The organism is Streptomyces sp. NBC_01433, from assembly GCF_026340105.1.
GTDB lineage: Bacteria > Actinomycetota > Actinomycetes > Streptomycetales > Streptomycetaceae > Streptomyces.
In genome coordinates, this window is the sequence record NZ_JAPEPM010000003.1 from 393,684 (window position 1) to 416,468 (window position 22,785).

Consider the following 22,785-nt stretch of genomic DNA (forward strand, 5'->3'; position numbering starts at 1 on the left):
GCCATGGCCTCGGCTGCGCGGTCACTCGTTGTCGAGGTACTCCCGCAGTGCGTGCGAGCGGGAGGGATGGCGCAGCTTGCTCATGGTTCTGGACTCGATCTGGCGGATGCGTTCACGGGTCACGCCGTAGACCCGCCCGATCTCCTCCAGCGTTCGGGAGGGCCGCCGAGAAGGCCGTAGCGCAGGGCGATGATGCCCGCTTCGCGCGGGGTCATGTCCGACAGGACGGTCTGGAGCGCCCGCTGGACGAAGCCGAAGGCGACCACGTCCCAGGGGGAGGGCGAGTCACTGTCCACGATGAGCTCGCCGAACGCGGTGTCCCCGCCCTCGGTCATCCTGAATTCCAGCGAGATGGGCTCCCTTGCGTAGGCGTCGAGTTCGGTCAGCCGTTCCACCGAGATCTCCGCCTTCTCGGCCAGCTCCTGCGCGGTGGGCTCGGCCCCGAAGTCGCGGATCAACTCGTGGCGGACCCGCGCCACGCGGTTGATGACCTCGACGGCGTGTACCGGGATGCGGATGGTGCGGCTCTGATCGGCCATGGCCCGGCTGACCGCCTGTTTGATCCACCAGGTCGCGTACGTGGAGAACTTGAAGCCCTTGGCGTAGTCGAACTTCTCCACGGCCCTGATCAGCCCGGCGTTGCCTTCCTGGATCAGGTCCAGGAACTGCAGTCCGCGTCCGGTGTAGCGCTTGGCAACGGCGACCACCAGGCGCAGGTTGGCCTCGGTGAAATGTCTTTTCGCGTGGCGGCCGTCCTCGGCGAGGAGGTTCAGCTCCCGGCGGTAGCGCGGGTCCGGTTCGGGCTCTTCGGCGAGGAGCTGTTCGGCGTACAGGCCGGCTTCGATGCGCTTGGCCAGTTCCACTTCCTGCTCGGCGGTCAGCAGCCGGAACGTGGAGATGAGCCGCAGATAGTCCTTCACCGGGTCGGCCGAGGCGCCTCCGGTGGAGAGCCGGGGGGCGGGCGCGTCGCTCTCGTCCTGCTCGGCGAGCAGGAGCACCTCGGGGTCTTGCATGTCTGTGGCGTTCATCGGGACTCCAGGAGGGAGCTCAGGTACCGGCCGGTGTGTGACCGGGGCTCGGCCGCGGCCTGTTCGGGGGTGCCTTCGGCGATGACCTCGCCGCCCCTCTGTCCGCCTTCCGGCCCCATGTCGATGAGCCAGTCGGCCGCCTTGATCACGTCGAGGTTGTGCTCGATGACGACGACCGTGTTGCCGCCGTCGACCAGACGTTGCAGTGCCGTCAGCAGCCGGGCGACGTCGGCGGTGTGCAGGCCGGTGGTGGGTTCGTCCAGGATGTAGAGGGTGCGACCGCGGGTGCGGCGCTGGAGTTCGGCGGCGAGTTTGACGCGCTGGGCTTCGCCGCCGGACAGGGTGGTGGCGGCCTGGCCGAGCTTCACGTAGCCGAGTCCGACATCGTCCATGGTCCGCAGGTGCCGGGAGATGATCCGGTGGCCGTCGAAGAAGTCCAGGCTCTCGGCGACGGTCATGGCGAGGATGTCCGCGATGGACTTTCCTTTGTAGTGCACTTCGAGGGTTTCCCGGTTGTACTGGGCGCCCCTGCACACCTCGCAGGGAATGTGGACATCCGGGAGGAAGTTCATCTCCACCTTGATGGTGCCGTCGCCGTAGCAGTGTTCGCAGCGGCCGCCCTTGACGTTGAAGGAGAACCGGCCGGGCTGATAGCCGCGCACCGTGGCCTCCGGGGTCCGGGCGAACAGCTTGCGCAGGTGGTCGAGGACGCCCGTGTACGTGGCCGGGTTGGAGCGGGGGCTGCGGCCGATGGGTGACTGGTCGACTTGGACGACCTTGTCGATGTGCTCGGTGCCGGTGATGGTGCGGTGGCGGCCGGGCACCTTGTGTGCTCGGTGGAGGCGCTGGGCGAGGGCGGTGTGCAGGATGTCGTTGACCAGGGTCGACTTGCCGGAGCCGGATACGCCGGTGACCGCGGTGAACACCCCGAGCGGGAACGACACCGTTACGTCGCGCAGGTTGTGCTCGCACGCCTGGTGCACGGTGAGCGAGTGGCCGGTTTTCGGCTTTCTGCGCTGCGCGGGCAGGGGGATCGCCCGGCGCCCGGAGAGATAGGCGCCGGTCACGGACTCGGGGTGCTCGGTCAGCTCCGGTACGGTTCCCGAGCAGACGATCCTGCCGCCGTGCGTACCGGCGCCGGGGCCGAAGTCAACGACCCAGTCGGCGACCCGCAGAGTCTCCTCGTCGTGCTCGACAACGATCACCGTGTTGCCGCGGTCGCGCAGCCGCCGCAATGTCTCGATGAGCCGCTGGTTGTCGCGCTGGTGCAGCCCGATCGACGGCTCGTCCAGGACGTACAGCACACCGGTCAGTCCTGTACCGATCTGCGTCGCCAGCCGGATCCGCTGAGCCTCCCCGCCGGAGACGGAGGCGGCGGGCCGGTCGAGGGAAAGGTAGTCGAGTCCTACGTCGAGCAGGAACCGCAGGCGCTCACCGGTCTCGGTGAGTACCGCATCGGCGATCCGCCATTCACTGCCCGTCAGATTCAATGTCCTTACGAACTCGGCGAGTTCACCGAGCGGCAGCGCGGCGGCCTGTGCGATGCTGCGCCCGCCGACCGTGACCGCCAGGACTGCGGGGGCGAGCCGGGCGCCCCCGCAGTCCGCGCACGGCACCTCGCGCATGTACCCGGCGAAACGGGTCTGGCCGGCCGTGGACTCGGTGCCGTCCGCATGGCGGCGCTCGATGTGCGGGATCACTCCTTCGAAGCGGGACCGGTACGAGCGCTCACGGCCGAACCGGTTCCGGTAGGCGAGGTGCAACCGCCGATCGGCCCCGTGAAGCACCATCATCCGTACGTCGGACGGTAGTTGATCCCACGGGGTGCCGGTACTGAAGCCGACGTCGGTGGCCAGGGCTTCCAGCAGACGGGTGAAGTAGTCGGCGCCACTGGTGTTGGCCCACGGGGCGATCGCACCCTCGGCCAGCGACTTGGTGCCGTCCGGAACGACAAGTGCAGGGTCCACCTCAAGACGCGACCCCAGGCCGGTGCAGGTGGGGCAGGCTCCCCAGGGTGCGTTGAAGGAGAACAGCCGGGGTTCCAGCGACTCCAGGCCGATGTCGTGCGCACGCGGGCAGGCCATCGCCTCGGAAAAGATCAACTCCCTTTCAGCACTGCCGGGTTCACGGTCCACGAACTCGACGCGGACGACACCCCCTCCGAGCCCCAGCGCGGTTTCCACGGACTCCGTCAGCCGCTGCTGGACACCCGGATTCACGGCCAGCCGGTCCACGACCACGTCGATGGAGTGTTTCTTGCGCTTGTCCAGCGCGGGCGGTGTGGACAGCGACAGGACCCTGCCGTCGACCCGGACCCGGCTGAATCCATCGGCGGTCAGCTGCCGGAAGACCTCTGCGTGTTCGCCCTTGCGGTCGCGGACGACCGGGGCGAGGACCTGGAAGCGGGTTCCGTGGCCCTCGCCCAGCAACAGGCCGACGATGCGCTGCGGCGTCTGCCGGCCGGCCGGTTCGCCGCACTCGGGGCAGTGCGGGTGGCCGATCCTGGCGTACAGCAGGCGCAGGTGGTCGTAGACCTCGGTGACGGTGCCGACCGTGGAGCGCGGGTTGCGGCCGGACGTCCTCTGGTCGATGGCGATCGCGGGCGACAGCCCCTCGATGGCATCGACTTCGGGCTTGTCGAGCTGCCCGAGGAACTGGCGGGCATAGGCAGATAGGGATTCGATATAACGCCGCTGCCCCTCGGCGAATATCGTGTCGAATGCCAGACTTGACTTTCCGGATCCGGACACGCCAGTGAATACGATCAACGCGTCCCGAGGCAATTCGACGGACACATCACGAAGGTTGTTCTGACGGGCACCCTTGACAACGAGCCGATTTCTCACTTCATGAACCTCGGGTGGTGTGGAGAACGGGCCAAAATCAACGGTAACACCGCGCCACCGCTGGTCAACGCCGCTCCTGAGCACCTTTCCGATGCGGGAAATATCGCTCTTGACACGAAAGTGTTCCGTGTGTGCACAGAGAAGAATGACCGAATCCGAAGCGGCCGTCGCAGTGCGCAAGAATCACTTGACTTCTCGCGTGAGGCGTGTGCAATGGATGGTGCGAAGAAAGTCGCAGCGGGCCGGAGCGGGGCTGGCGGGGGGCTTCCTGCTCACCTTCGTATTGACGAAAGAGGAGTTCCGTACGTTAGGGTCCGCGGCATGTCGAAGATCCATGTCGCGGGTCCGATCCCCCTGGGATGCCTTGGAAGTCGGGTGGCCGACACACCGGTCCGGGAGTCCGTTCTGCCCCCGGATGTGAACGTCGTCGGTCTGCCGGATGCGAACGATCTGCTGACAGACGCGCGTTTCGGCTACGCCGGCACCTTGCCCGGAGCGCTCCACAAGGGTGGCCCGGGGGCTGGGCAGGTCCTGCTGATCTGCCGCCCCCGGCCGCATCTCACCTTGACCCCGGCGATCGTTCTCGCCGAAGTCATCGCTCTGGACAGCCGCCGCGCTCGGCGTCGACCGGGCTGTCCACCGATCTTGGGCCGCGAGGCGTGCAACCGAAGCGGCCTAGCTGAACCACCATGCCTGGTCCGCCGCCGCGCCTGGCCCTCTTCACAGTTGGCACCGTAGGCGCATGGTGCGGAAGGGGCCGACAGGGAGCGTCATTCGAAACGTGTGGGACTCCTCAAGGTCCGTCGCCGAGTACCAACGCATCCGAGGGCGTTGTCACAACGAGCTGGTATCTATGCCACATGAACATTGATCAAGCTGACCCAGCCGAACTGGCGGCGCTTCGTGCGGCGTTCGAGGTCGATAGAAGTGACAAGCCGGCTCTTGGCTGGGAGGCGGTCCATGTCTTCGAGGCAGAACACGGAATCGTGCTGCCCGAGCCGTATCGGACCTTCGTCGCTGAGATAGCGGACGGTTCACACTCCGGGCCGCCCGAGTACGGACTGCTGCCGGTGGCGGAGCTGCCCGACGACTGGGGCGATGACGAGCAGGAACGCGACCTGAGCAAGCCGTTCCCGCTGACGGCGGCATGGATGTGGGAGGAGGACTCGGACCGGACCGAGGATGCCGACGAGATCTTTGAACATGTCTACAACCACGGCACGATCGTGCTCGGCACCGACGGATGCGCGATGAACTGGCATCTCATTGTCGCAGGACCTCACCGAGGGCACGTCTGGCTGATCACTGACGTCGGTGCTGTCCCTTTCGGTGAGCAGTTCGGGTCCACCACCGCTGAACCTGGCTTCGCCGGCTGGGTCCAGCACTGGGCAGCGAACAAGCCCTGGTATGACGCTGAATGACGCTCTGCTTCATGAGCTGAGTGAGAGGGACGAAACTGTCAGCCGTCCCCAGTTCTTCGGGGGCGGTGCTGCAGGGGTGGGGCGTCGCATCTCATCGACACCCCCGTCGCCGTCGCCGTCGAACGACAGCGATCCGCCGCCGGCGACTGGGGTGAATAATCAGCCGGGATCAGCCGAAGGAATAGGGGAGATGTCCTGTGTCACCGAAGGTTGAGGGGGCATCGCGGTGCTTCGGGCCATTGCGGAGAACCGTGCACCGGCTCAGGCAGCGAACCACGGAACACGGCAGGTGTGGGGCGCCATTCCTTCCGGACACAAAGCTCTGATCACTGTCTTGCGGATCGCTCGCCATGTCCGCAGGGAACAGTCCAAGCTGACGCGCAGCTCAACGGCTTCCCGCTCGCCGCTGTTCTGACCAGGGTGTTCGAAGGCCCACTGTTCCGCAAGGGAATCGTACATTTCAGCGGTGGTCAGGCCGCTATCAGGATAGGTGCGTGCAACCTCCTCCTTGATGATTCGGGCGCTCCGGGAAGCCGCGTTCCCGTCGACGAGTTCCCTGACCCATGCCAGCCCCTGCGTGTCCGCGTACAAGCCGAACCTCAGAATTCGTGTCGTCATGATGGCGCAAACCTACTGATCGTCAGCCTTCAGCGACAACCCTTAACCTTCAACGAGCGGTGTGCATGGTGAAGCTGCAGGTCACGGCTCTGGCGTGAGGGGCGAGGCCGATTCTCGTGCTGGTCGTGGGCGGGTGTCCACGCTGTAGATCGTCTGATCGGTCCTGTCGTGGCTGTTCTCGGGTTCTGCCGCTGTCGCCGCGGCGCTGCTCCTGCGATCCGTGACCGTGTCGGTACACCGGGGGAGCGAGGGCGGGAGGACGCGGGGATGCAGGAGATGGAGCGGATCACGGCTCGCCGGAGTGAACTGGACGCGCTTGCGGGGGAATTGACCACGCGGCTTGCCGAGGTCCAGGTCGAGCGGAGGAGTTGGCGGTCGCCGAGAGGGTGCTGCACAGGCTGGCCGAGCGGGACCGGGCGGAGGAGGAGGCCGCCGCGTTTACCGCCCCGAGGCCCGCGCGGTGGCGGGGCGTGCGGTGCTGCTGGTCCCGCACCGCAGTGAAGCTCCTGACGAGGCCGAGCTGCCCGCGGACTGCCGATAGATCCTGGCGATCGTGCGCGGGGCGGACGGCCCGGTGCAGGTCAAGGCGGTGGGCGAGAAGCTGGGGCTTGAGTGGAGGTGCGCGGCAAGCTGGAGCCATCGCGCGCGAAGCCGTCCGAACTCACCGCCCGCGGCCGGCTGCACAAGCGGGGCGACGGAAATTTCACCGCACGCCCGTGACCGGCGGGGGGAAGTAGCCGGGCAGGGCGTAACCAGCGAGCCCTCGGCGGCGGTTGAGTTTGGTGTGAAAAACAACGAAACCGTCAAGGGCCTGACGGACTTGTCTGCACCGCCCGGCTGCCGCTGTCGAGCGCCACCTTGAACTACCTGGCCGACCTGATACGCGGCCACCTGAAGAAGATCGGCTCGCCGTGGCGGGCCCTGCCCGCGGGGAAGATCGCCGGGATCGTGCCGGCGGTGCCGCGCTGTGACCAGCGGCCCGGGGACCTGGCCGACGGCAACAGGGTCCGCCGCACCCACCGTTGCCCGGTGGGTGCGGGAAGTCGTCGGCCTGCTGGCCGCCCGCGCGCCATGCCTGGACCGGGCCCTGAAGAAGATCGCCCCAACGGGTGGCGGCTTCGTGCTGCTGGACGGCTCGCTGATCCGCACCCGGCGACGCACCGGGAAGGACAACCGGAAGAACTACTCCGGCAGGAGCGAATGCCCTGGCCTGCTGGTGATCGCGCTCACCGACGACCGTGGCCGCCTGCTGTGGGTCTCGGCGGCCAGGCCCAGGCGCACTTCGGAGGTCACCGCCTGTCGGCACGACCAGCTCACCGCCAAGCTGCGGGCGGCCGGGCTGGTGCCATCGCCGACCTGGGCTTCGTCGGACTCGACGACACTGATCCCGACGCGGGCCCAGCGGTGACCGCTGGCTACAGGGCCGCCCGGAACCGGCCCCTGACGCGCGGGCAGAAGCTGTCGAACAAGGGCATCGCCGCCGTCCGGGCCCCGGTCGAGCACGGCTTCGCCCACCAGAAGAATTGGCGCGTGCTCGGCAAGGTCCGCACCGATCCGAAGTGGGCGACCGCGCTGGTCCGGGCCCTCCTGGTCCTGACGAACCGCGAAGTCTCCCGGTGACCGACGGTTTTCCCCAAGTCATCCGCCCGCGACCAGCACGAGCGCCCCGAGCCCCGCGCACACCAGATCCGCGACCCGCAGCTTCACGATGAACACCGCTCACTGCCCAGTAGCGTCGTCGGGGCCATGGGCCAGCCCGAGACCGCCGCGCGGCATCCTGATAGGCAGCACTGAACCCCCTCCAGCGCATCGATGCCGCCAGCAGCATCAAGGAGTGCGAAGGAGCCGGCCCCGACCATGTCGTTTCCATCGTCAGTCGATACGCAGGCTACGGAAGGCGACCCGAGGCATCCCGGTCGTGGACCGCCTCGACCCCCTCCGACCGCGGCGGCCAACGCGTCAAGTGAAGAGCCACCGCCGCCCGCCTTTATAGGTCTTCTATCCGCCAATGACGAACCGTTCGACTCCGGTGTCGGTGAGCGAGTCAAGGGAGTTCAGCTGCTCCGCAGCGAGGACGAGGTCCTCGTACTCCGACCGGAGGACGGGAAATTGGTAGTACTGGATCAGCAATCCGATGTCGTCCATGGCCAATTCGGTTTCGTCGTTCTCCACCATATGAACGACCGACGTCAGAGCACTGACCGGATTGGGCTGGTCAGCCAGCCGACGGACCATGCGCAGGGCGACGGAGCGGATGATGGCACCGGGCGGGTCCAGAGGAGGGTTACCGGACGGGTTCTTAGGACGCATGTACAGAGTCTCTCCTTGTGAGAAATGGTGGAGCGGTGGAAAGACCGGCCCCCGGTGCCTGAAGGGAGGAACTCCCTTCAGGCACCGGGGCGAATCACGTCAGCGGCTCGGATTGATGTAGGCGCTGGTCACACCGCGACCGCAGCCCCAAGTAGTTACTCAGCGCTACACGCCACCTGGCGGTAGCTATAGGAGAACAGGGCCTCGTACACCTCGTGGCGCGGTGCCGTGGCGACGATGCTGATCAGCTGTGGGTCGAGGAGAGCCGTGACCCGCGCCCGCGGGCCCGTCTCGGTCGCCTCGCCGGTCGGCTCGCAGCGGAACCCGTACTTGTCCAGGGACGGAGAGTCGAACCGGTAGTCGTGCTTCTGGGCAAGCACGAAGAACTCGCCACCCGGTACCAGGCTCCGGTGGATGTTGCGGCACACCCGTTCCATCGCCGCTATGTTCTCGGCGTAGTTGAGACATTGCACTCCCACCGCGATATCGAAGTGCCGGTCGAGAGACCGTAGTTCGGCCACATCGCCGACCTCGTAGCGCACGCGCAGCGGGTCCATCTGCTCGAACTTCCGCGCGGCGGCGATCATCTCGACGGAGATGTCGACACCGAGGACATCTGACGCGGCGCGCCGCTTGAACTCCCTGCTGTAGAAGCCGGTGCCGCACGCCAGGTCGAGAACCGACTTGCCGCTCACCTTCCCGACCATGCCCAGGAAGCTCGGCACCTCCCCGTAACGCATCAGTGGCAGGGACTTGAACCCCTCGAATGCCTCGCCGATCTCGTCGTACTGCTGCACGCCCGCGTGCCGCCCCCTTCTGCGCTTCATCCTGTACGTGACCACCTCGGCCCCCCCCGGATTCAGAGGCTTGCCGGGGCGCGGTCGTGGCAGAGAGTGCCCCTCCGCCCTGCCCTGGGCGCCGTACTGGCAGAGGAAACAAAGAAGTTGGCCGGGTGACCCTCCGATCACCCAACACCACCTCGCAAGCACCGATGCCTACCTCCCGTACCGCCGCCCGAAGGTCCGTGCCCCCAGTGCCTCACCCTCGCGCCGGAGTTATGCGCAGCGAGCCGAACGTGCGTACCCCTTCATGGTCCACAACCTCCATCGGCCCGGCCTCCCACGCGCGGGTCGACCGGTGTGAGAACTCCGAGCCGGTCCTCGATCGCCTGGGCCGCGTCCAGGCACAGGTCCTCCCGGAACGCGCGCCCGACGATCTGCACTCCGCAGGGGAGCCCGTCGACAGTCCCGGTCGGTACGGCCACACCGGGTACGCCCACGAAACTGGTCACGGTGCACAGACGCATTCCCGACCCGACCCGCTCCCCACCTGACCTGTCACGCGACTCCAGACCCGGCTCGACCGGTGGCTCGGTGAAGACCGGGCCGAGCAGCAGCGGGTATTCGTCGAGGAATTCGGCCCATGAGCGGCGGATGTTCAGCCAGGTGCCCATCAGCTTCATGAACTCGGCCGCGCTCGCGGCCGGGGTCTGCTCCATCGCCATCTCGATATAGCGGTCCCCGCCCTTGCCGAGCAGCTTGCGCACCACCGGCCAGGTCGGGGCGAACTCGGTCACGGTGATCCGGCCGTACGCCTCAAGGGCCTCGTCCATGCGCGGTACGTCCCGCACCTCGCGCACGTCGTATCCGGCGTCGCGGAGCGCGTCGGCCGCGGTCGTGATGGCTGCGCTGACCGTGGGGTGGACGCCGTGTCCGCCGGGGTCCGCCACGACCGCGACCTTCACCGGCCCGACGATCGGTTCGCCGTGGACAGGGACCGGCACGGCGCGTGGGTCTCGCGGATCAGTCCCGGCCAGCACCTCGTAGGCAAGCCGAAGGTCGCCCACGCTCCGGGCCAGCGGACCGTCGGTGACGAGTACCTGGGACGCCGGGCCGGGGTCCTCCGGGCCGAAAACGCGGTGGTCGGCGGGGAACCGGCCCGTGGACGGCTTCAGCCCGGCCACGCCGCAGAACTGCGCCGGGACGCGTACCGAACCGCCGGAGTCGTTGCCGAGCCCGAGCGCCGCCATGCCCGTGGCGACGGCCACGGCGTCGCCTCCGCTGGAGCCCCCCGGGGTCCGGCGGCTGTCCCACGGATTGACCGTGTCGCCGAACAACTCGCTGCGCGTGTGCATCCCCGCCAGGATCAGGGTGGGGATGTTGCTGTGTCCGATGGGGATGCCCCCGGCTGCGCGCAGCCGTGCCACCGGGGGCGCGTCGGCGGACGCCACCAGGTCACGGAAGCGCTCCGCGCCGAACGTAGTGGGCACGCCCTCGATGGCGGTGCTCTCCTTCACCGTGAAGGGGACGCCCGCGAGGGGCCCCAGCGCTTCACCGGCGGCCCGCCGACGGTCCATCCGCGCCGCGGCCTCACGTGCGCGCTCCGCCAGGAGCTGCGTGACCGCGTTCATCCGCGGGTTGACCTCGGCGATGCGATCCAGGTGACTGTCGACCAGTTCGACAGCTGAGACTTCCGCGCTGCGCACGGCCTCCGCCTGCGCGGTGGCCGGCATCTTCCACAGGGCGTCCTGCATGGCTCTCGCCTCCTCATCCACGTACCAATGCGCTTGCATCGGAACCGTACCCCTGGAACCGATACGAGCGCATCGAATAAAGTGCGCTCCGAAGCGGAGTGATGTGAAACAGAGTGCTGTGAAACAAGGAGGCGACCGGGTATGCCCAGGCAGGTGGATCATGTGAGCCGACGCCGTCTCATCGCCGAGGCCGTCTGCGACCTCGCCGACGAACGCGGGCTGGAGGGTGTGACCCTTCGCGATGTCGCCGCCCGCGCACAGGTGTCGATGGGCGCCGTTCAGCGGTGTTTCCGTACCAAGGAAGAGATGCTCGTGTTCGCGCTCGGGCACATCGGTGAGCGGATCATCGAACGCGTACGGGCCCGCCTTGTCGGGAGCCCGGCCCAGTCGGCCGGCACCGCCCTGGGTCACGCGGCCACCGAGATCTCACTGCTCCGGGAAGAGCACCGCGCCGAGGCCAGGGTCTGGCTCGCCTTCCTCGCGCAGGCGGCTGTCAGCGAGGCGCTCGCGAAGACGCTGAAGGCGAACTACGCGACCCTGCAAGAGGCGTTCACCCGCCTCATCTCGGAAGCCGGTGAGGGCGCCGACTACGTCGTGCCCCCCGATCCGCAACGCGAGGCCCGCACCCTCCTCGCCCTCGCGGACGGCCTCACCGCGCACGTCCTCATCGGCCACCTCACTCCACAAGAGGCACACGACGTTCTGCACGCACACCTGGTCCGGCTCTGGGAGCAACAGGTCCGGCCTCCTCGGGCCACCTTGAACCTTCCGAACGGCCCGGACGCACGCTGACCGACCGTCGGGCATCTCGCGTACGGGGGGGGCAGACGGCAACCACCCCGAGGGGATCAGGAACCCGTTACGGTGACGGGCATGTCTGACACCGACTTCTGGACCTTGCCTCCCGACCGCATGACCCAGGGCAGCGGGAGCCGTTACGAACTGACCGTCCTCCAACCGCCGTTCACCGTGGACGTCGGCGAACTTCCGCCCAACGCCGCCGACCGGGCCGCGGCGTTCGCCCGCTCTCTGGAGACGATCGACGACGTGATCGAAGACCTCGGCCCCCGTAGGCGGAGCGACACGGTTACGGTCGCCACGAGGGCTGATCTGGACGTCGTCCAGGTGGGGGCGTGGGGGAGCGTCATGTCGATCTCCGATCCGGCCTTCGGGGACGACGGCAACGACATGCCGCTGCTCGCGGAGGCCACCCGGCTGCGTGAGCGCTTCCCCGACGCGCGGATCGTAGGCCGGGTGGAGGTGCACTGCGGCGCCGAGCACACCGAAGACCTCGTGTGGCTGCCGGACGGCACCATGTTCCATGCCTGCGGCTGGCCCGGTGACGAACCGTTCGTCGTGACCGGCGACCCGCAGGCGGTGATGTCCGCCCTCGGGATCACCGCGGAAGTCCTCGAAGGCCTCGATGTGTACTTCGACCTGGACGACGAACCGAACCAGAACGACTGGGGCGCCCTCGCCACGGCATGTCTCGGAGACGCGGACCCGTGGGGAAGAGTCGATCTGGACGCCTCCTCGCTGCGGGTGCGGCACAGTGAGCACGCGACCAGCCACATGGAGGGCATTTACTTCACCGGCTGAGTAATCTTCAACTTCCCTCACGGCCAACCGGGTTGGCGTGACAACACGCCCTTAACTCCTTCTTGCGCGCCGGTGGCTCGGTCTAGTGTGAGCGGGCTGCGCGTACATGTCACGGGGGTCTTGCGCGCCGCCCCTATCCCCTCAAGGCCCCATACGTGAGGGAAGATCACACGTGAACAGAGCACTGCGCATACCCGAGCGGTGGCGTCTGGCAGGCCGCGTTCTGGCTGTGTTCGGGATCGCCGCGACGATCACCGTGACCGGCCTGCCCGGCATCGAGACCGACACCGCCACCGCCGCGCCGCGCGCCGTCGCGGCCAGGGTCAAGCCCGGCGCGAAGCGCTGCGACGTGAAGAACCTGGGACGCAAGGACCAGAGCACGCCGACGAACTCGGGGTTCCCCAACGACCCCACGGGCTCGAACTTCTCCGTCTGGCAGGGCAACCCGAAGAACTTCAACTACGACCTGCCCGGCAAGGCGTACGACGGGGTGAAGCCGCCGACGGCCGCCAACAAGACCGAGGCCCTGTCGAAGGTCCCGAACGACACGGAGAAGAACTACAAGGAGTGGCAGAAGATCGCGGACAAGTCCGGTGACCCGGAGGACCGCAAGTTCGAGATCTACGCCCGGTACTTCCACAACAAGGAGGGCCTGAGCTTCGACCACTGGTTCGAGCACCGGTTCATCCGCAATCAGACCAACAACCACAAGGGATCGTCGTTCGAACGCCAGCTCGTCCGTGACTTCCGCCTGGTCGGGCCGGACTGGCTGTGCGAGGTCACCGTCGAACTCATCGACGCACAGGGCAACGTCGTCGACACGCGCCGGTACGACGCCTACAACCGGCGCACCAAGGAGTTCAACGAGTTCAAGTCGAACTCGGAGCTGACGAACAAGCAGCTCGCGAAGGACCGGAAGATCGCCCGGCTCATGCCGGACCACAAGTTCCGTTTCACCGGCGCGAAGGCGTTCACCACGGGCCAGCGCAGCAAGATCGACAACCTGAACCGGTACGTCAACCGGCTGAGGCCCGGCCAGACGAACCAGGTCCGCGGTAACCAGCGGATCTACAACCCCGTCCCGCGGACCAAGCCCATCAGGGGCTACTCCGACTACCAGAGGTGGTTCGCCCCGGGCTGCCAGGGCGGCCAGGGCAGGACGCGGCTCGCCGCCGCCTCCACCTGCGGCACCCGAGGCCCGCTGAACGACCGCATCAACGGCTCCGGGAAGACCCTGGGAGAGGCCAAGAAGATCCAGGCCGACGCCCGCCGGATCGATACCCGGGGCACGCTCCCGCGCGGTGGTCCGGGCGGCGTCGACTTCACCACCCTGGAACTGCGCTATGTCGGCGGCCTGGGCAAGGGCAGGGGCATGCAGTACTCCATGCGTGCCGACCAGATGCCCAACCCCGACGAGAACCCCGGCTTCGGCGGCGAGGCGCGCATGCAGCTCTCCTCCGACGCGTTGTTCACCTGGCTCGCACTCACCCCGGAGAAGTTCTGGGTCAACCTCAACCCGGACGAGCCCGACCGGGTCATGGAGGCCAGGTTCGGCAGGACCGACGCGGGCCGGGTCCTGCTCGAAGCCGACCTGGAGATGAAGCACGACTTCTCCGAAGCCCTCAACCCCGACAAGCACGCCGGCGCCAAGCGGTACTGGGACAGCGCACCCCGCCAGAACGGCATGCCCTGCTTCCCCGGCGTGCGCATGTGGATCGAGCCCAAGCCCGCCCGGGTCCGCGAGCAGGACGGCGGAATCTACATCCTCGACGCACCCATGAAGGTGTCCGTCCAGTGGCTGGACGTCGAGTGGCAGGTACCCGGCTCCACCGAGTGCAAGGGCCTGACCGACGCGCAGAAGCGGGCCATTGAGGCGAACGTCCGCACGAACGTGATCCCGGTGGTGGAGGAACGGGTCAACACCGACCCCGACTACGCCGACCTGCGCGCCGTCTGCACCGCCCGCGTCGCCGCCGAGTACATCCGCCAGCAGGACGCGAAGACCCCGACCGACTTCCACAAGATCATCGACTCGAACGACGTATCCGCGTTCCCACTGCGCGCCCCCAACGAGAAATGGACCCGCGAAGGCGTTCACAAGCGCTACATGGACTCCATCAAGGAGGGCATCGAGTGGTTCGAGCTGGAGTACGGCGGAAAAATCTACAACCAGAGCGTCGGCGGCGTGGACTTCTCCAAGCAGCCCAAGCGGAACATCTCCCGCACCCGGTTCAACGTCGAACACCGCACCCTGGACACCACCACGAAGACGTCCCTCCAGTCCGATGACGTCTCCTACCGGGACACCGACACCCTCTACCTCGGCGGTGGCAGACTAGAGGCCGGCGAAGGCGAGGACCCCAAGCCCACCCCCACCCCAACGAAGCCCGGTCCCGACCCGACCAAGCCGGGTGACGACCCCTCGACCCCGGCCCCGGACCCGACCCGGACCGGCGGGAACGCCCAGCCGCCGGCGAACGATCCGGACCCGGACGGCGACCTCGCCGACACCGGCTCCGACACCCCGATCGGGCTGATCTCCGGTATCGCCGCAGCGGTCGTCGCCGCTGGCGCGGCCCTGGTGTGGTGGATGCGCCGCAGGCGTCAGGACGCCACCGACTGATCCGACCAGCGGCGATTCGCACGCTCAACACGAGAAGGGCCTCACCCCCTCGCCTTCGGGGGTGAGGCCCTTCTCGTATGCGCTCAAGGAGCGGCCGAGAACGAGATCCAGCCCCTCACCGCGCAGAGGTCATACGCGTCTCTCCGGTGTCAAGGTCATACGGGAATGCCCCTCCGAGGAGTCGAAGGAGGAGCTGAAGACGGTGCGGTCCGTACGCGGAGGATCCGGCGGCTGCGTTTGACCTTGACACAGTGACAGGGCCTTTACTGCCTGCCGAGGAGGTGGTCTCGATGACGATCACGAGACAGGACATGGACGCGGTACGAGCGCTCCGGGGGCTGGAGGACGGCCGTTCGTCCGTGCGACTGCGGGCCGCTCTGGCCGTCGGCACGACACCTGACCCGCGCTTCATCGACAAGCTCATCGAGCGATGTGCGATCGAGCCCGAGTTCTACGTCCGCGACATGCTGACCTGGGCGCTCACCCGCCACCCGGCGTCCCTGACGGTTCCCGAGCTGCTCCGCGAGGTCCGCTCGGAGCGTGCGCGGGCACGGAGCCAGGCGCTGCACACGCTGTCCAAGATCGGGGACCGGCAGGCGTGGCCGGCGATCACACGGGCGTCGCTGTCCGACGCCGACGACGAGGTGGCGCGGAGCGCCTGGCGGGCCGCGGTCGTGCTCGTGCCGGAAGGCGAGGAGTCCGCGTTGGCCACGATGCTGGCGGCGCAGCTCGGACGCGGCGAGAAGGAGACGCGACTGAGTCTCAGCCGGGCGCTGGTCGCGCTGGGTGAAGTGATTGTGCCGGCTCTGCGTGCTGCGACGACGGACCCTGACCCACGCGTGTGCGCGCACGCGCTCGCCACGCAACGGCTGCTGCGCGAGCCGGACGCCGGGTTCGAGTTCGCGATCGAGGAGGCCAAGCGCGTCGTGGCACTCGGCGTGCCCGGCCAGGAGGGAGGAGTGGGACGTGTTGATCGGTGAGGTGGCCCGACGGTCCGGGGTCAGTGCCCGCATGCTCAGGCATTACGAGTCGCTCGGGCTGGTGCGGCCTTCGGGCCGTACGGGCTCCGGCTATCGGGAGTACTCCGGGGAGGACATCCGGCGGATCTTCCATGTCGAGAGCCTGCGGTCGCTGGGGTTGTCGCTGCGTGAGATCGGGCGCGCGCTCGAAGATCCCGGCACGCCCTCGGCTCTCGTCGGCGACCTCATCCGGCAGACGCGCGAACGGATAGCGGCGGAGACCGAGCTGCTCACGCGGCTGCTCCGGATCGATGCCGCGGACCCCGCCGACTGGGAGGACGTCCTCCAGGTCGTGGCGCTCCTCCAGGCACTGGGGTCGAAGAGCGCCGACGCGCGCCAGCGCGCGGCCCTTTCCTCGGCCGACGAGATTCCGGTGCCGGTGGAGGCCCTGGTCGAGGCGGCACTGAGCGAGACGGAGCCGAACGTCGCCGGAGCCCTTCGATGGGCGCTGGCACGATCGGGCGACGGCGGCCCGGCGCTGCTGGCGGAGGGCCTCGGCTCACCGGTGGCGGCGGTGCGGCAACGTGCCGTTCAGTCCCTCGCCGAGATGCCGGGTGATGAGGCCACCGCGCAGCTGCGGGACGCTCTCGCCGGCCCCGACGTCGTGGTCCGCGGATATGCGGCCTTGGCTCTCGGGACACGTGGAGTGGCCGATGCGGTCCCGACGCTCATCGACATGATCGTGGAGGGAAAGAACGACACCGATGCGGGCGACGCACTGAGCGTGCTGGCGAGTGACCATGCGACGGCGGACCGGATCGCGACCGGCCTCGTCGAACGCCTCGCCCACGACGCCACTCAAGCGCCCGCACGCGGATGGCTGACCCAGGCGCTGGCGGGCATCCCGGGGACGACGGCCTCTCGTGCCCTCGTGGAGCTGTCGCATGACGGGGACCGTGCCGTCGCGCTGACTGCGGCGTACCTTCTTCAGCTGCGCGGCACACGGTGACGGACCTCTCACGGGTGCCGCGTACGCGGGGCGGAGGGGGCGGAACCCCGTACGCGGGGCGGAGGGGGCGGAACCCCGTCACGGGGTCCCGCCCCGTCTTCAACGGGTCATGCGGTGATGGGCCGTGCGACCGGGCTCAGAAACGGTCCGGGGCGCGCTGCGGGAGCGGAGTCCCGGGGAGCACGTCCTGCTTCTGGTTCTCGCGTGCCTCGGCGTTCGAGGCGGCCGTCGCCTTGCAGGTGACGTCCTTCGCGGGGAGCTTGCCGGTGAGCAGGTAGCCGGTGACCGTGCCGTCCGTGCACGCGTTCCCGTTCGGGTAGACGCCATGGCCCTCGCCGCCGAGGACGGTGACCATGCGCGATCCCTTCAGGTTCGCGTGCAGGGCCTGACCGCTGGGCAGCGGGGTCTGCGAGTCCCACTCGTTCTGGACGACCAGGGAGCCGACCTTGTTGTTCACCTTGGTGGCCGGTTCCACGGACTTGTCCCAGAACGCACAGGGCTTGATGCTGGACGTGAAGTCACCGTAGAGCGGGTAGCGGCCCTTGTCCTCAATGGCGTCCTGCCGATAGGTCTCGGGATCGCGGGGCCACGCGGCCGAGTTGTCGCCGCACACCACGGCCCAGAAGCTCGACGTCATGTTGTCGGACGGCGCCTCGGCGGCACCGGCGGCGCCTGCCGTCCCGGCCCTGCTCGATCCGGTGAACGCGGCGAGCTTCTTCGCGGAGGCGGGTACACCGGCCGCGGCCTTCTTCAGCTCCACGAACGCCTCGGTGGCTACCTGGGGAGTGAAGACCGCCCCGCGCATGCCGCTGCGGATGTCATCACCGGTGACCGGCTGCCCGTCCACCTCGATGGGCTTCTCGTTGGCCTGCGCGACCAGGTTCCAGAAGGTCCGGTCGACCTTCTTCGGGGTGTCACCGAGGCCGTACTTCTCCGAACGCCCGGCGGCCCAGGCGGTCCACCGGTCGAACGCGGGCTCGGCACCCTCCGCCCACCACCGGACCATCCCTCGCCAGGCGCGCGCCGGATCGACCGCGCTGTCCAGCACGAATCGGTCGGCCCGGCCCGGGAACAGCTGGGTGTAGACGGCGCCCAGGTAGGTGCCGTACGAGTATCCGACGTACGAGATCTTCTTCTCACCGAGGATCGCCCGGACCAGATCCATGTCGCGCGCGGTGTTGCGCGTGGTGATGTGCGGGAGCGTGTCGCCCGCCTTCTCCCTGCACTTGTCCGCGACCTCGCGGGCCCAGGCGACGTCCTTGTCGAACGTCTCCTCCTTGTACGGCCGCAGCCAGTCCTCCTCCTCCGGGCTCAGGCCGCAGGAGACCGGGGTGCTCCGGCCGACACCGCGCGGGTCGAAGCCGATGAGGTCGTACTTCTGCTGTGCGGACTTGGGGAGTCTCTCCTGCATCCCCAGCGGCATGTAGATCCCTTCTCCCCCCGGGCCGCCCGGGTTGGAGAACAGGACACCGCGCCGCTTGTCGGGCGCGGTGCTCTTGATCCGGGATATCGCCAAGTCGATCCGCTTGCCCCCGGGAACCCGGTAGTCCAGCGGGACCTTGATCGTGGCGCACTCGAACGACGCCGGGGCGTCGGCTTCGCACCGCTTCCACTGTGGCTTCTGCTTCACATACCGGTCCAGCGCACTCTTGGCGGCGGACGAGGACGCGGTCGACGGGGCGGCGGCCGGAGCGGCGGTGGCCGTCGAGGTGGCGAACGCGGGAGCCAGCGTGGCCGTGACACTCACGGCCAGCAGAGGCACGAGACGTCGTCTGCGCACGATATGGATTCCTTCCGGTCTTATGTTCGGACAGGAAAGATCCTTCAGGACCGGTCATGCCTGCGGATCCCCCCGCCGGGGTGCACCTCCCTCCACCCAGGGAATGACACAACGGTCGTGTCTGGTACCCAAGTTGTAGGGGGAGGAACGCCCTCAGCGGCGGGCGGTCCGGTGAAGCCCTGCCGGAGGTGTTGGGCGCGTGCCGGCGCAGGACAATGCCGCCGGCGCGGCCCGGGTGGCAGTCGGGAGCGCCTCGCCTGCCGTTGTGCGCGGTCGGACCGGACCCGTGGCTGCTAGAATGGCATCCGTTCGGTTGAGGTCATCGCCGAATGAGGGTTGATCACTTGATCCCCGACACGACATGAGTTGCAGGCTCCAGGTCACCGACCTGGAGCCTTTTTTCTTGTCCAGCCACGTTCTGGGTCCACGTCGCCGTCGCCGTATCGCAGGCCGCGAAGCCCTCACAGAGATGGTGAAGATCATGGATACTGAAGGATTTCCCCGCCAGTTCGCCCGAACCCGCCGCTTCTCGCTCGGCGTCCCACGCGAGTTCACCGTCTCCCCGGACGGTGACCGGGTGCTGTTCCTCCGGTCGGAATCCGGTGTCGTTCCGCGCGTCCAACTGTGGATGTACGAGAGGGGTGACGAGCGGATCCTCGCCGGTCCAACAGCCAACGGCGGGGGGCGGACCCGGGAAGCCGAGCGCATCAGTCCCGAACCGACGCCCTTGCGCTCGGCCGGAGTGGTGTCCTACGCGACCGACCGCCGCGTCCGGGTGGTGGCATACAGCCTCGACGGCTCGCTGTGGACGGTGCGTACGGACGGTGGCCCGCCACGTCGCATCCAGACCGTCGGCCCGGTGAGGGATCCCCGCCCCGCCCCGGACGGCACCCTGATTGCCTACATCGCTGGAGGCGCCCTTCGCGTGGTGGGTACCGACGGGACCGGAGACCGGCCGCTCGCCGTGCCCGAGACCGCGGAGACCACGTACGGGCTGCCTGATTACAGCGCTGTCGCGTCCATCGGCAGATCGCGCGGCTACTGGTGGTCTCCGGACAGCGGTGCGCTGCTCGTCGCACGGGTCGACACCTCCGTGGTGGAGCGCCGCTATCTCAGCGATCCCTCGGATCCTGGTCGACCGCCCCGGTCGATTCCCTATCCAGCGGCAGGTACGGCCAACGCCATGACTTCACTGCACCTGGTGACGGTCGTTGGCGGTCACACGCCGGTACAACTGCCACGTCAGGCACGTGCGAGTGAAGCTCCCGCCAACAGTTGGGGGCTCGCCTTCGAGTACGTCGTCAGTGCCGACTGGCAGAGTACGGGCCCGGTGGTCAGTCTTCAGACCCGGGATCAGCAAACGATGCGGGTTCTGCGGGCCGACCCCGTGACCGGTGCTGTCGAGCGGCTGTCCCAGCAGACCGATGAAGGATGGGTCGAATTTCCGCCGGGTGCTCCGCTGCACACCGCGTCGGGAGTGCTGGTGCTGCCTCAGGTCCGCGGTGATGAGCGCACGATCCGGATAGGTGAGGTCTTCGCTCCGGCCGGGCTCCAGGTACGCGCGGTGCTGGGGTCGGTGGGTGAACGGGTGTTGTTCACCGCGAGTGAAGAGCCGACAGAGGTACATGTCTGGGCGTACGAGCCTGGGCACGGCTTCGAACGGCTGACGCGCACTCCGGGGGTGCATACGGCCACCGCCGGGGGCGACACCCTCGTGTTGGACAGCAGAACTCCGGACGGGCACACGGTGAGGGTGCTGCGGGGCGGGAAACAGGTCGGCGGGATCGCGGTCCTGGCGGAACAGCCGCTGGTCACACCGCGGCCAGTGCATCTGTCGCTGGGGAAGCGGCAGTCGCGCAGCCGACTGCATCTGCCCTCCTGGTACGAGCCGGGCATGGACAAGCTGCCGGTTCTGCTCAGTCCGTACGCCGGACCTGGCATGCAGGTGGTGACAAAGGCGCACGGCTGGTACACGGCGGTGTGCCAGTGGTACGCGGAGCACGGCTTCGCCGTGCTGGCCACGGACGGGCGAGGTACCCCCGGGCGCGGGGTGCGGTGGCAGCGGGCCATCCTTGGTGACCGACTCACCCCGGTGCTGAACGACCAGATCGACGGGCTGCACGCCGCCGCTGAACGGTGCGACGCCATGGACTTGGAACGAGTAGGCATCCGGGGCTGGTCGTTCAGCGGCTATCTTGCCGCCGGCGCCGTGCTGCACCGTCCCGATGTGTTCCACGCGGCGGTCGCGGGAGCGCCGCCGACCGACCGGCGCCTGTACGACACGTATTGGGAGGAGCGCTTCCTCGGCCACCCGCACCTCCAGCCGCTCAACTACGAGCGCAACTCGTTGATCTCATTCGCCGAGAACCTGACCCGGCCGCTGATGCTCGTTCATGGACTGGCCGACGACAATGTGGCCCCAGCGCATACGCTGCGCTTCTCGGCGAAGTTGCTCGCCGCGGGGCGGCCGCACAGAGTGCTCCTGCTACCGGGGGTCGGACACCTTGTGACCGGGGAAGGGGTTGCGGACACCCTGCTGCGGCTTGAGCTGGACTTCCTGAAGACCTCACTCGGAGCTTGAGCAGGCGCCGGAGAGCCGACTGTTTCCGGGGCGGCAGTTGAGACGTCGCTGTTCACGGCTCACCTGCCGCCCCGGCGCGTGGCGGTGCCAGGCCAGGACCTGTCGGCTCCGCCGGGCGCCCGGCGGCGGGTCGCGACTCCAGCGGGCCGACCGCTCCGGGCGGTGCGGGTGGCGGGTCGGGCATCCGCCGCAGATCACGCAGCGGGGAGCAGGCCAGCACCAGAACAGGTACGACCAGCATGAACGACCCACCGACCAGGGTGGGACGCACACCGAACGACGTCCCCATCGCACCGGCGAGGAGCGCGGCCACCGGCCGCGCGCACGAGACCAGCCAGGTACTCACGGCCTGCATCCGGGCCTGCATGCCCTCCACAGTGATGATCTGGCGAATCGAACGCTGGGTGGTGCCCGCCGCACCGGCGCAGGCCAGCTGGAGGAACAGTGCGGCACCGATCGTGAACTCCCAGCCGAGGCCGGGCGAGGCGAGCGGCAACGGGACCTGGGTGAGTGGCGTGATCGCGAGCACGGCGAGCATCATCGGACCGGGCCCGAACCGGCGCGCCAGGGCCGGGGCGGACAGCGCACCGGCGGCCGCACCCAGCGCGCCGATCCCCAGGACCACACCGAAGACGGTCGCGCCCATCCCCAGGACGCGCAGGAGGTAGAGCGCCCAGAGGGTGTTGAGCATCGCGAGGCCGAACGAAACCGTGGCGTTGACCAGGGTCAGGGTGCGAAGCCGGTGATCGCCGTGCACGTACCGTAAGCCCTCGCCGATCTCCGGCCGCAGCCGACGGCCCTCGGCATATGCCCGGTCGGGCTCGCGGGCTTCGATGCGTGCGGTGCACCAGGCGCTGAAGAGGAAGGATCCGACATCGCCGAGCAGGGCCCGCGCCGGGCCCAGGAGGGCGGTCAGGGCGGCGCCGAAACTGCTGCCCCCGGTCGCGGCGACGGCGAACAACGCTCCGATGCGGCTGTTGCTCCGCTGAATCAGGGACCGTTCGACGAGGCTCGGCAGCAGGCTGATCGCCGAGGCGTCGTGTACTACGCTCGCCGCGCCTCGCACCGTGGCTACGGCCATGAGCTGGGACAAGGTCAACGCGTCCATGGCGGCCGCCACCGGGACGCTCGCCAACGCCGCGGCGGCGACCAGATCACCAGTGATCATCTGCCGCCGCTTGGAGTACCGGTCGGCGAGCGCACCGGCGTGCAGGGCGAGCAGCGCGGCCGGCAGCTGACCGAGGAACGCCAGCCAGGCGACCTGCGCGGTAGTGGCGTCCAGCTCAAGAACGGCCAGCACCGGAATGGCCATCGAGCTCACCGAGCTGCCCGCCACACTGGCGGTCTGGCCGGTCAGGTACCGGCGGAAGTCATGGTGCTGCCACAACGAAGCCCCCGCGGGCGCGGCGGAGTCGGCACGGGAGGTCACGGCGCACCTCCCGGTCCTTCTCCGGCCGCGCGGACACCTGCGATACTTC

General features: G+C 68.3%; 14 protein-coding genes and 2 pseudogenes. 8 read left to right on the forward strand and 8 right to left on the reverse strand.

Annotation, left to right across the window (positions count from 1 at the left end):
* Window positions 1-21: 21 nt before the first annotated feature.
* Together OG413_RS38600 and uvrA are read right to left on the reverse strand one after the other, a co-directional pair.
* Window positions 22-992: pseudogene (locus OG413_RS38600) on the reverse strand (RNA polymerase sigma factor); the annotation flags it as partial.
* A gap of 32 nt (window positions 993-1,024) precedes the next feature.
* Window positions 1,025-3,874 (reverse strand): excinuclease ABC subunit UvrA, encoded by a 2,850-nt coding sequence (gene uvrA, locus OG413_RS38605; protein WP_266813887.1) that lies wholly within the window; start codon window positions 3,872-3,874, stop codon window positions 1,025-1,027.
* 860 nt (window positions 3,875-4,734) lie between these two features.
* On the opposite strand from uvrA, the gene OG413_RS38610 reads away from it, so the two are divergent.
* Window positions 4,735-5,295 (forward strand): SMI1/KNR4 family protein, encoded by a 561-nt coding sequence (locus tag OG413_RS38610; RefSeq protein ID WP_266813889.1) that lies wholly within the window; start codon window positions 4,735-4,737, stop codon window positions 5,293-5,295.
* Between the two features lie 261 nt (window positions 5,296-5,556).
* On the opposite strand, the gene OG413_RS38615 is transcribed toward OG413_RS38610, so the two are convergent.
* Window positions 5,557-5,913: a hypothetical protein gene (locus tag OG413_RS38615; protein ID WP_266813891.1), complete on the reverse strand. Its 357-nt coding sequence runs from the start codon at window positions 5,911-5,913 to the stop codon at window positions 5,557-5,559.
* Between the two features lie 837 nt (window positions 5,914-6,750).
* Between OG413_RS38615 and OG413_RS47035 the strand changes: the two are divergent.
* Window positions 6,751-7,533, forward strand: a pseudogene (locus OG413_RS47035) (transposase family protein).
* 378 nt (window positions 7,534-7,911) lie between these two features.
* On the opposite strand, the gene OG413_RS38630 reads toward OG413_RS47035, so the two are convergent.
* From OG413_RS38630 to OG413_RS38640, 3 genes are all read right to left on the reverse strand, one after another.
* Window positions 7,912-8,223, reverse strand: a complete 312-nt coding sequence (locus OG413_RS38630) for a hypothetical protein (RefSeq protein WP_266813897.1) — start codon at window positions 8,221-8,223, stop codon at window positions 7,912-7,914.
* A gap of 155 nt (window positions 8,224-8,378) precedes the next feature.
* Window positions 8,379-9,050 (reverse strand): class I SAM-dependent methyltransferase, encoded by a 672-nt coding sequence (locus OG413_RS38635; RefSeq protein ID WP_266813899.1) that lies wholly within the window; start codon window positions 9,048-9,050, stop codon window positions 8,379-8,381.
* Window positions 9,051-9,310: 260 nt separating this feature from the next.
* Complete coding sequence (locus tag OG413_RS38640; protein WP_266813901.1) at window positions 9,311-10,756, reverse strand: amidase; 1,446 nt, start codon at window positions 10,754-10,756, stop codon at window positions 9,311-9,313.
* 141 nt (window positions 10,757-10,897) lie between these two features.
* Here OG413_RS38640 and OG413_RS38645 point away from each other — a divergent pair, with 141 nt between their 5' ends.
* From OG413_RS38645 to OG413_RS38665, 5 genes are all read left to right on the forward strand, one after another.
* Window positions 10,898-11,548 (forward strand): TetR/AcrR family transcriptional regulator, encoded by a 651-nt coding sequence (locus OG413_RS38645; protein ID WP_266813903.1) that lies wholly within the window; start codon window positions 10,898-10,900, stop codon window positions 11,546-11,548.
* Window positions 11,549-11,629: 81 nt separating this feature from the next.
* Window positions 11,630-12,355, forward strand: coding sequence for a DUF6333 family protein (locus OG413_RS38650; RefSeq protein ID WP_266813905.1), 726 nt, complete (start codon window positions 11,630-11,632; stop codon window positions 12,353-12,355).
* A 172-nt stretch (window positions 12,356-12,527) separates the two neighbouring features.
* On the forward strand, window positions 12,528-14,978 hold the full coding sequence (locus OG413_RS38655) for a hypothetical protein (RefSeq protein WP_266813907.1): 2,451 nt from the start codon (window positions 12,528-12,530) through the stop codon (window positions 14,976-14,978).
* A 290-nt stretch (window positions 14,979-15,268) separates the two neighbouring features.
* A complete protein-coding gene (locus OG413_RS38660; RefSeq protein ID WP_266813909.1) occupies window positions 15,269-15,958 on the forward strand; it encodes a HEAT repeat domain-containing protein in 690 nt (229 codons plus the stop codon).
* Window positions 15,945-16,946, forward strand: a complete 1,002-nt coding sequence (locus tag OG413_RS38665) for a MerR family transcriptional regulator (RefSeq protein ID WP_266813911.1) — start codon at window positions 15,945-15,947, stop codon at window positions 16,944-16,946. The genes OG413_RS38660 and OG413_RS38665 overlap by 14 nt, the downstream gene beginning before the upstream one ends.
* A gap of 136 nt (window positions 16,947-17,082) precedes the next feature.
* On the opposite strand, the gene OG413_RS38670 is transcribed toward OG413_RS38665, so the two are convergent.
* The gene (locus tag OG413_RS38670; protein WP_266813913.1) at window positions 17,083-18,726 is read right to left on the reverse strand and encodes an alpha/beta hydrolase; all 1,644 of its coding nucleotides are present in this window, start codon (window positions 18,724-18,726) and stop codon (window positions 17,083-17,085) included.
* 481 nt (window positions 18,727-19,207) lie between these two features.
* On the opposite strand from OG413_RS38670, the gene OG413_RS38675 reads away from it, so the two are divergent.
* Window positions 19,208-21,307, forward strand: a complete 2,100-nt coding sequence (locus OG413_RS38675) for a S9 family peptidase (RefSeq protein WP_266813915.1) — start codon at window positions 19,208-19,210, stop codon at window positions 21,305-21,307.
* Window positions 21,308-21,359: 52 nt separating this feature from the next.
* On the opposite strand, the gene OG413_RS38680 is transcribed toward OG413_RS38675, so the two are convergent.
* Window positions 21,360-22,736: an MFS transporter gene (locus OG413_RS38680; RefSeq protein ID WP_266813917.1), complete on the reverse strand. Its 1,377-nt coding sequence runs from the start codon at window positions 22,734-22,736 to the stop codon at window positions 21,360-21,362.
* Between the last annotated feature and the right edge of the window lie 49 nt (window positions 22,737-22,785).

Bases quoted from the DNA above. Each gene is read 5' to 3' on its own strand.
- OG413_RS38645 (WP_266813903.1), top strand. From the start codon at position 10,898: ATGCCCAGGCAGGTGGATCATGTGAGCCGACGCCGTCTCATCGCCGAG.
- OG413_RS38640 (WP_266813901.1), bottom strand. From the start codon at position 10,756: ATGCAGGACGCCCTGTGGAAGATGCCGGCCACCGCGCAGGCGGAGGCC.
- OG413_RS38610 (WP_266813889.1), top strand. From the start codon at position 4,735: ATGAACATTGATCAAGCTGACCCAGCCGAACTGGCGGCGCTTCGTGCG.
- OG413_RS38635 (WP_266813899.1), bottom strand. From the start codon at position 9,050: ATGAAGCGCAGAAGGGGGCGGCACGCGGGCGTGCAGCAGTACGACGAG.
- OG413_RS38615 (WP_266813891.1), bottom strand. From the start codon at position 5,913: ATGACGACACGAATTCTGAGGTTCGGCTTGTACGCGGACACGCAGGGG.
- OG413_RS38650 (WP_266813905.1), top strand. From the start codon at position 11,630: ATGTCTGACACCGACTTCTGGACCTTGCCTCCCGACCGCATGACCCAG.
- OG413_RS38630 (WP_266813897.1), bottom strand. From the start codon at position 8,223: ATGCGTCCTAAGAACCCGTCCGGTAACCCTCCTCTGGACCCGCCCGGT.
- OG413_RS38660 (WP_266813909.1), top strand. From the start codon at position 15,269: ATGACGATCACGAGACAGGACATGGACGCGGTACGAGCGCTCCGGGGG.
- OG413_RS38675 (WP_266813915.1), top strand. From the start codon at position 19,208: ATGGATACTGAAGGATTTCCCCGCCAGTTCGCCCGAACCCGCCGCTTC.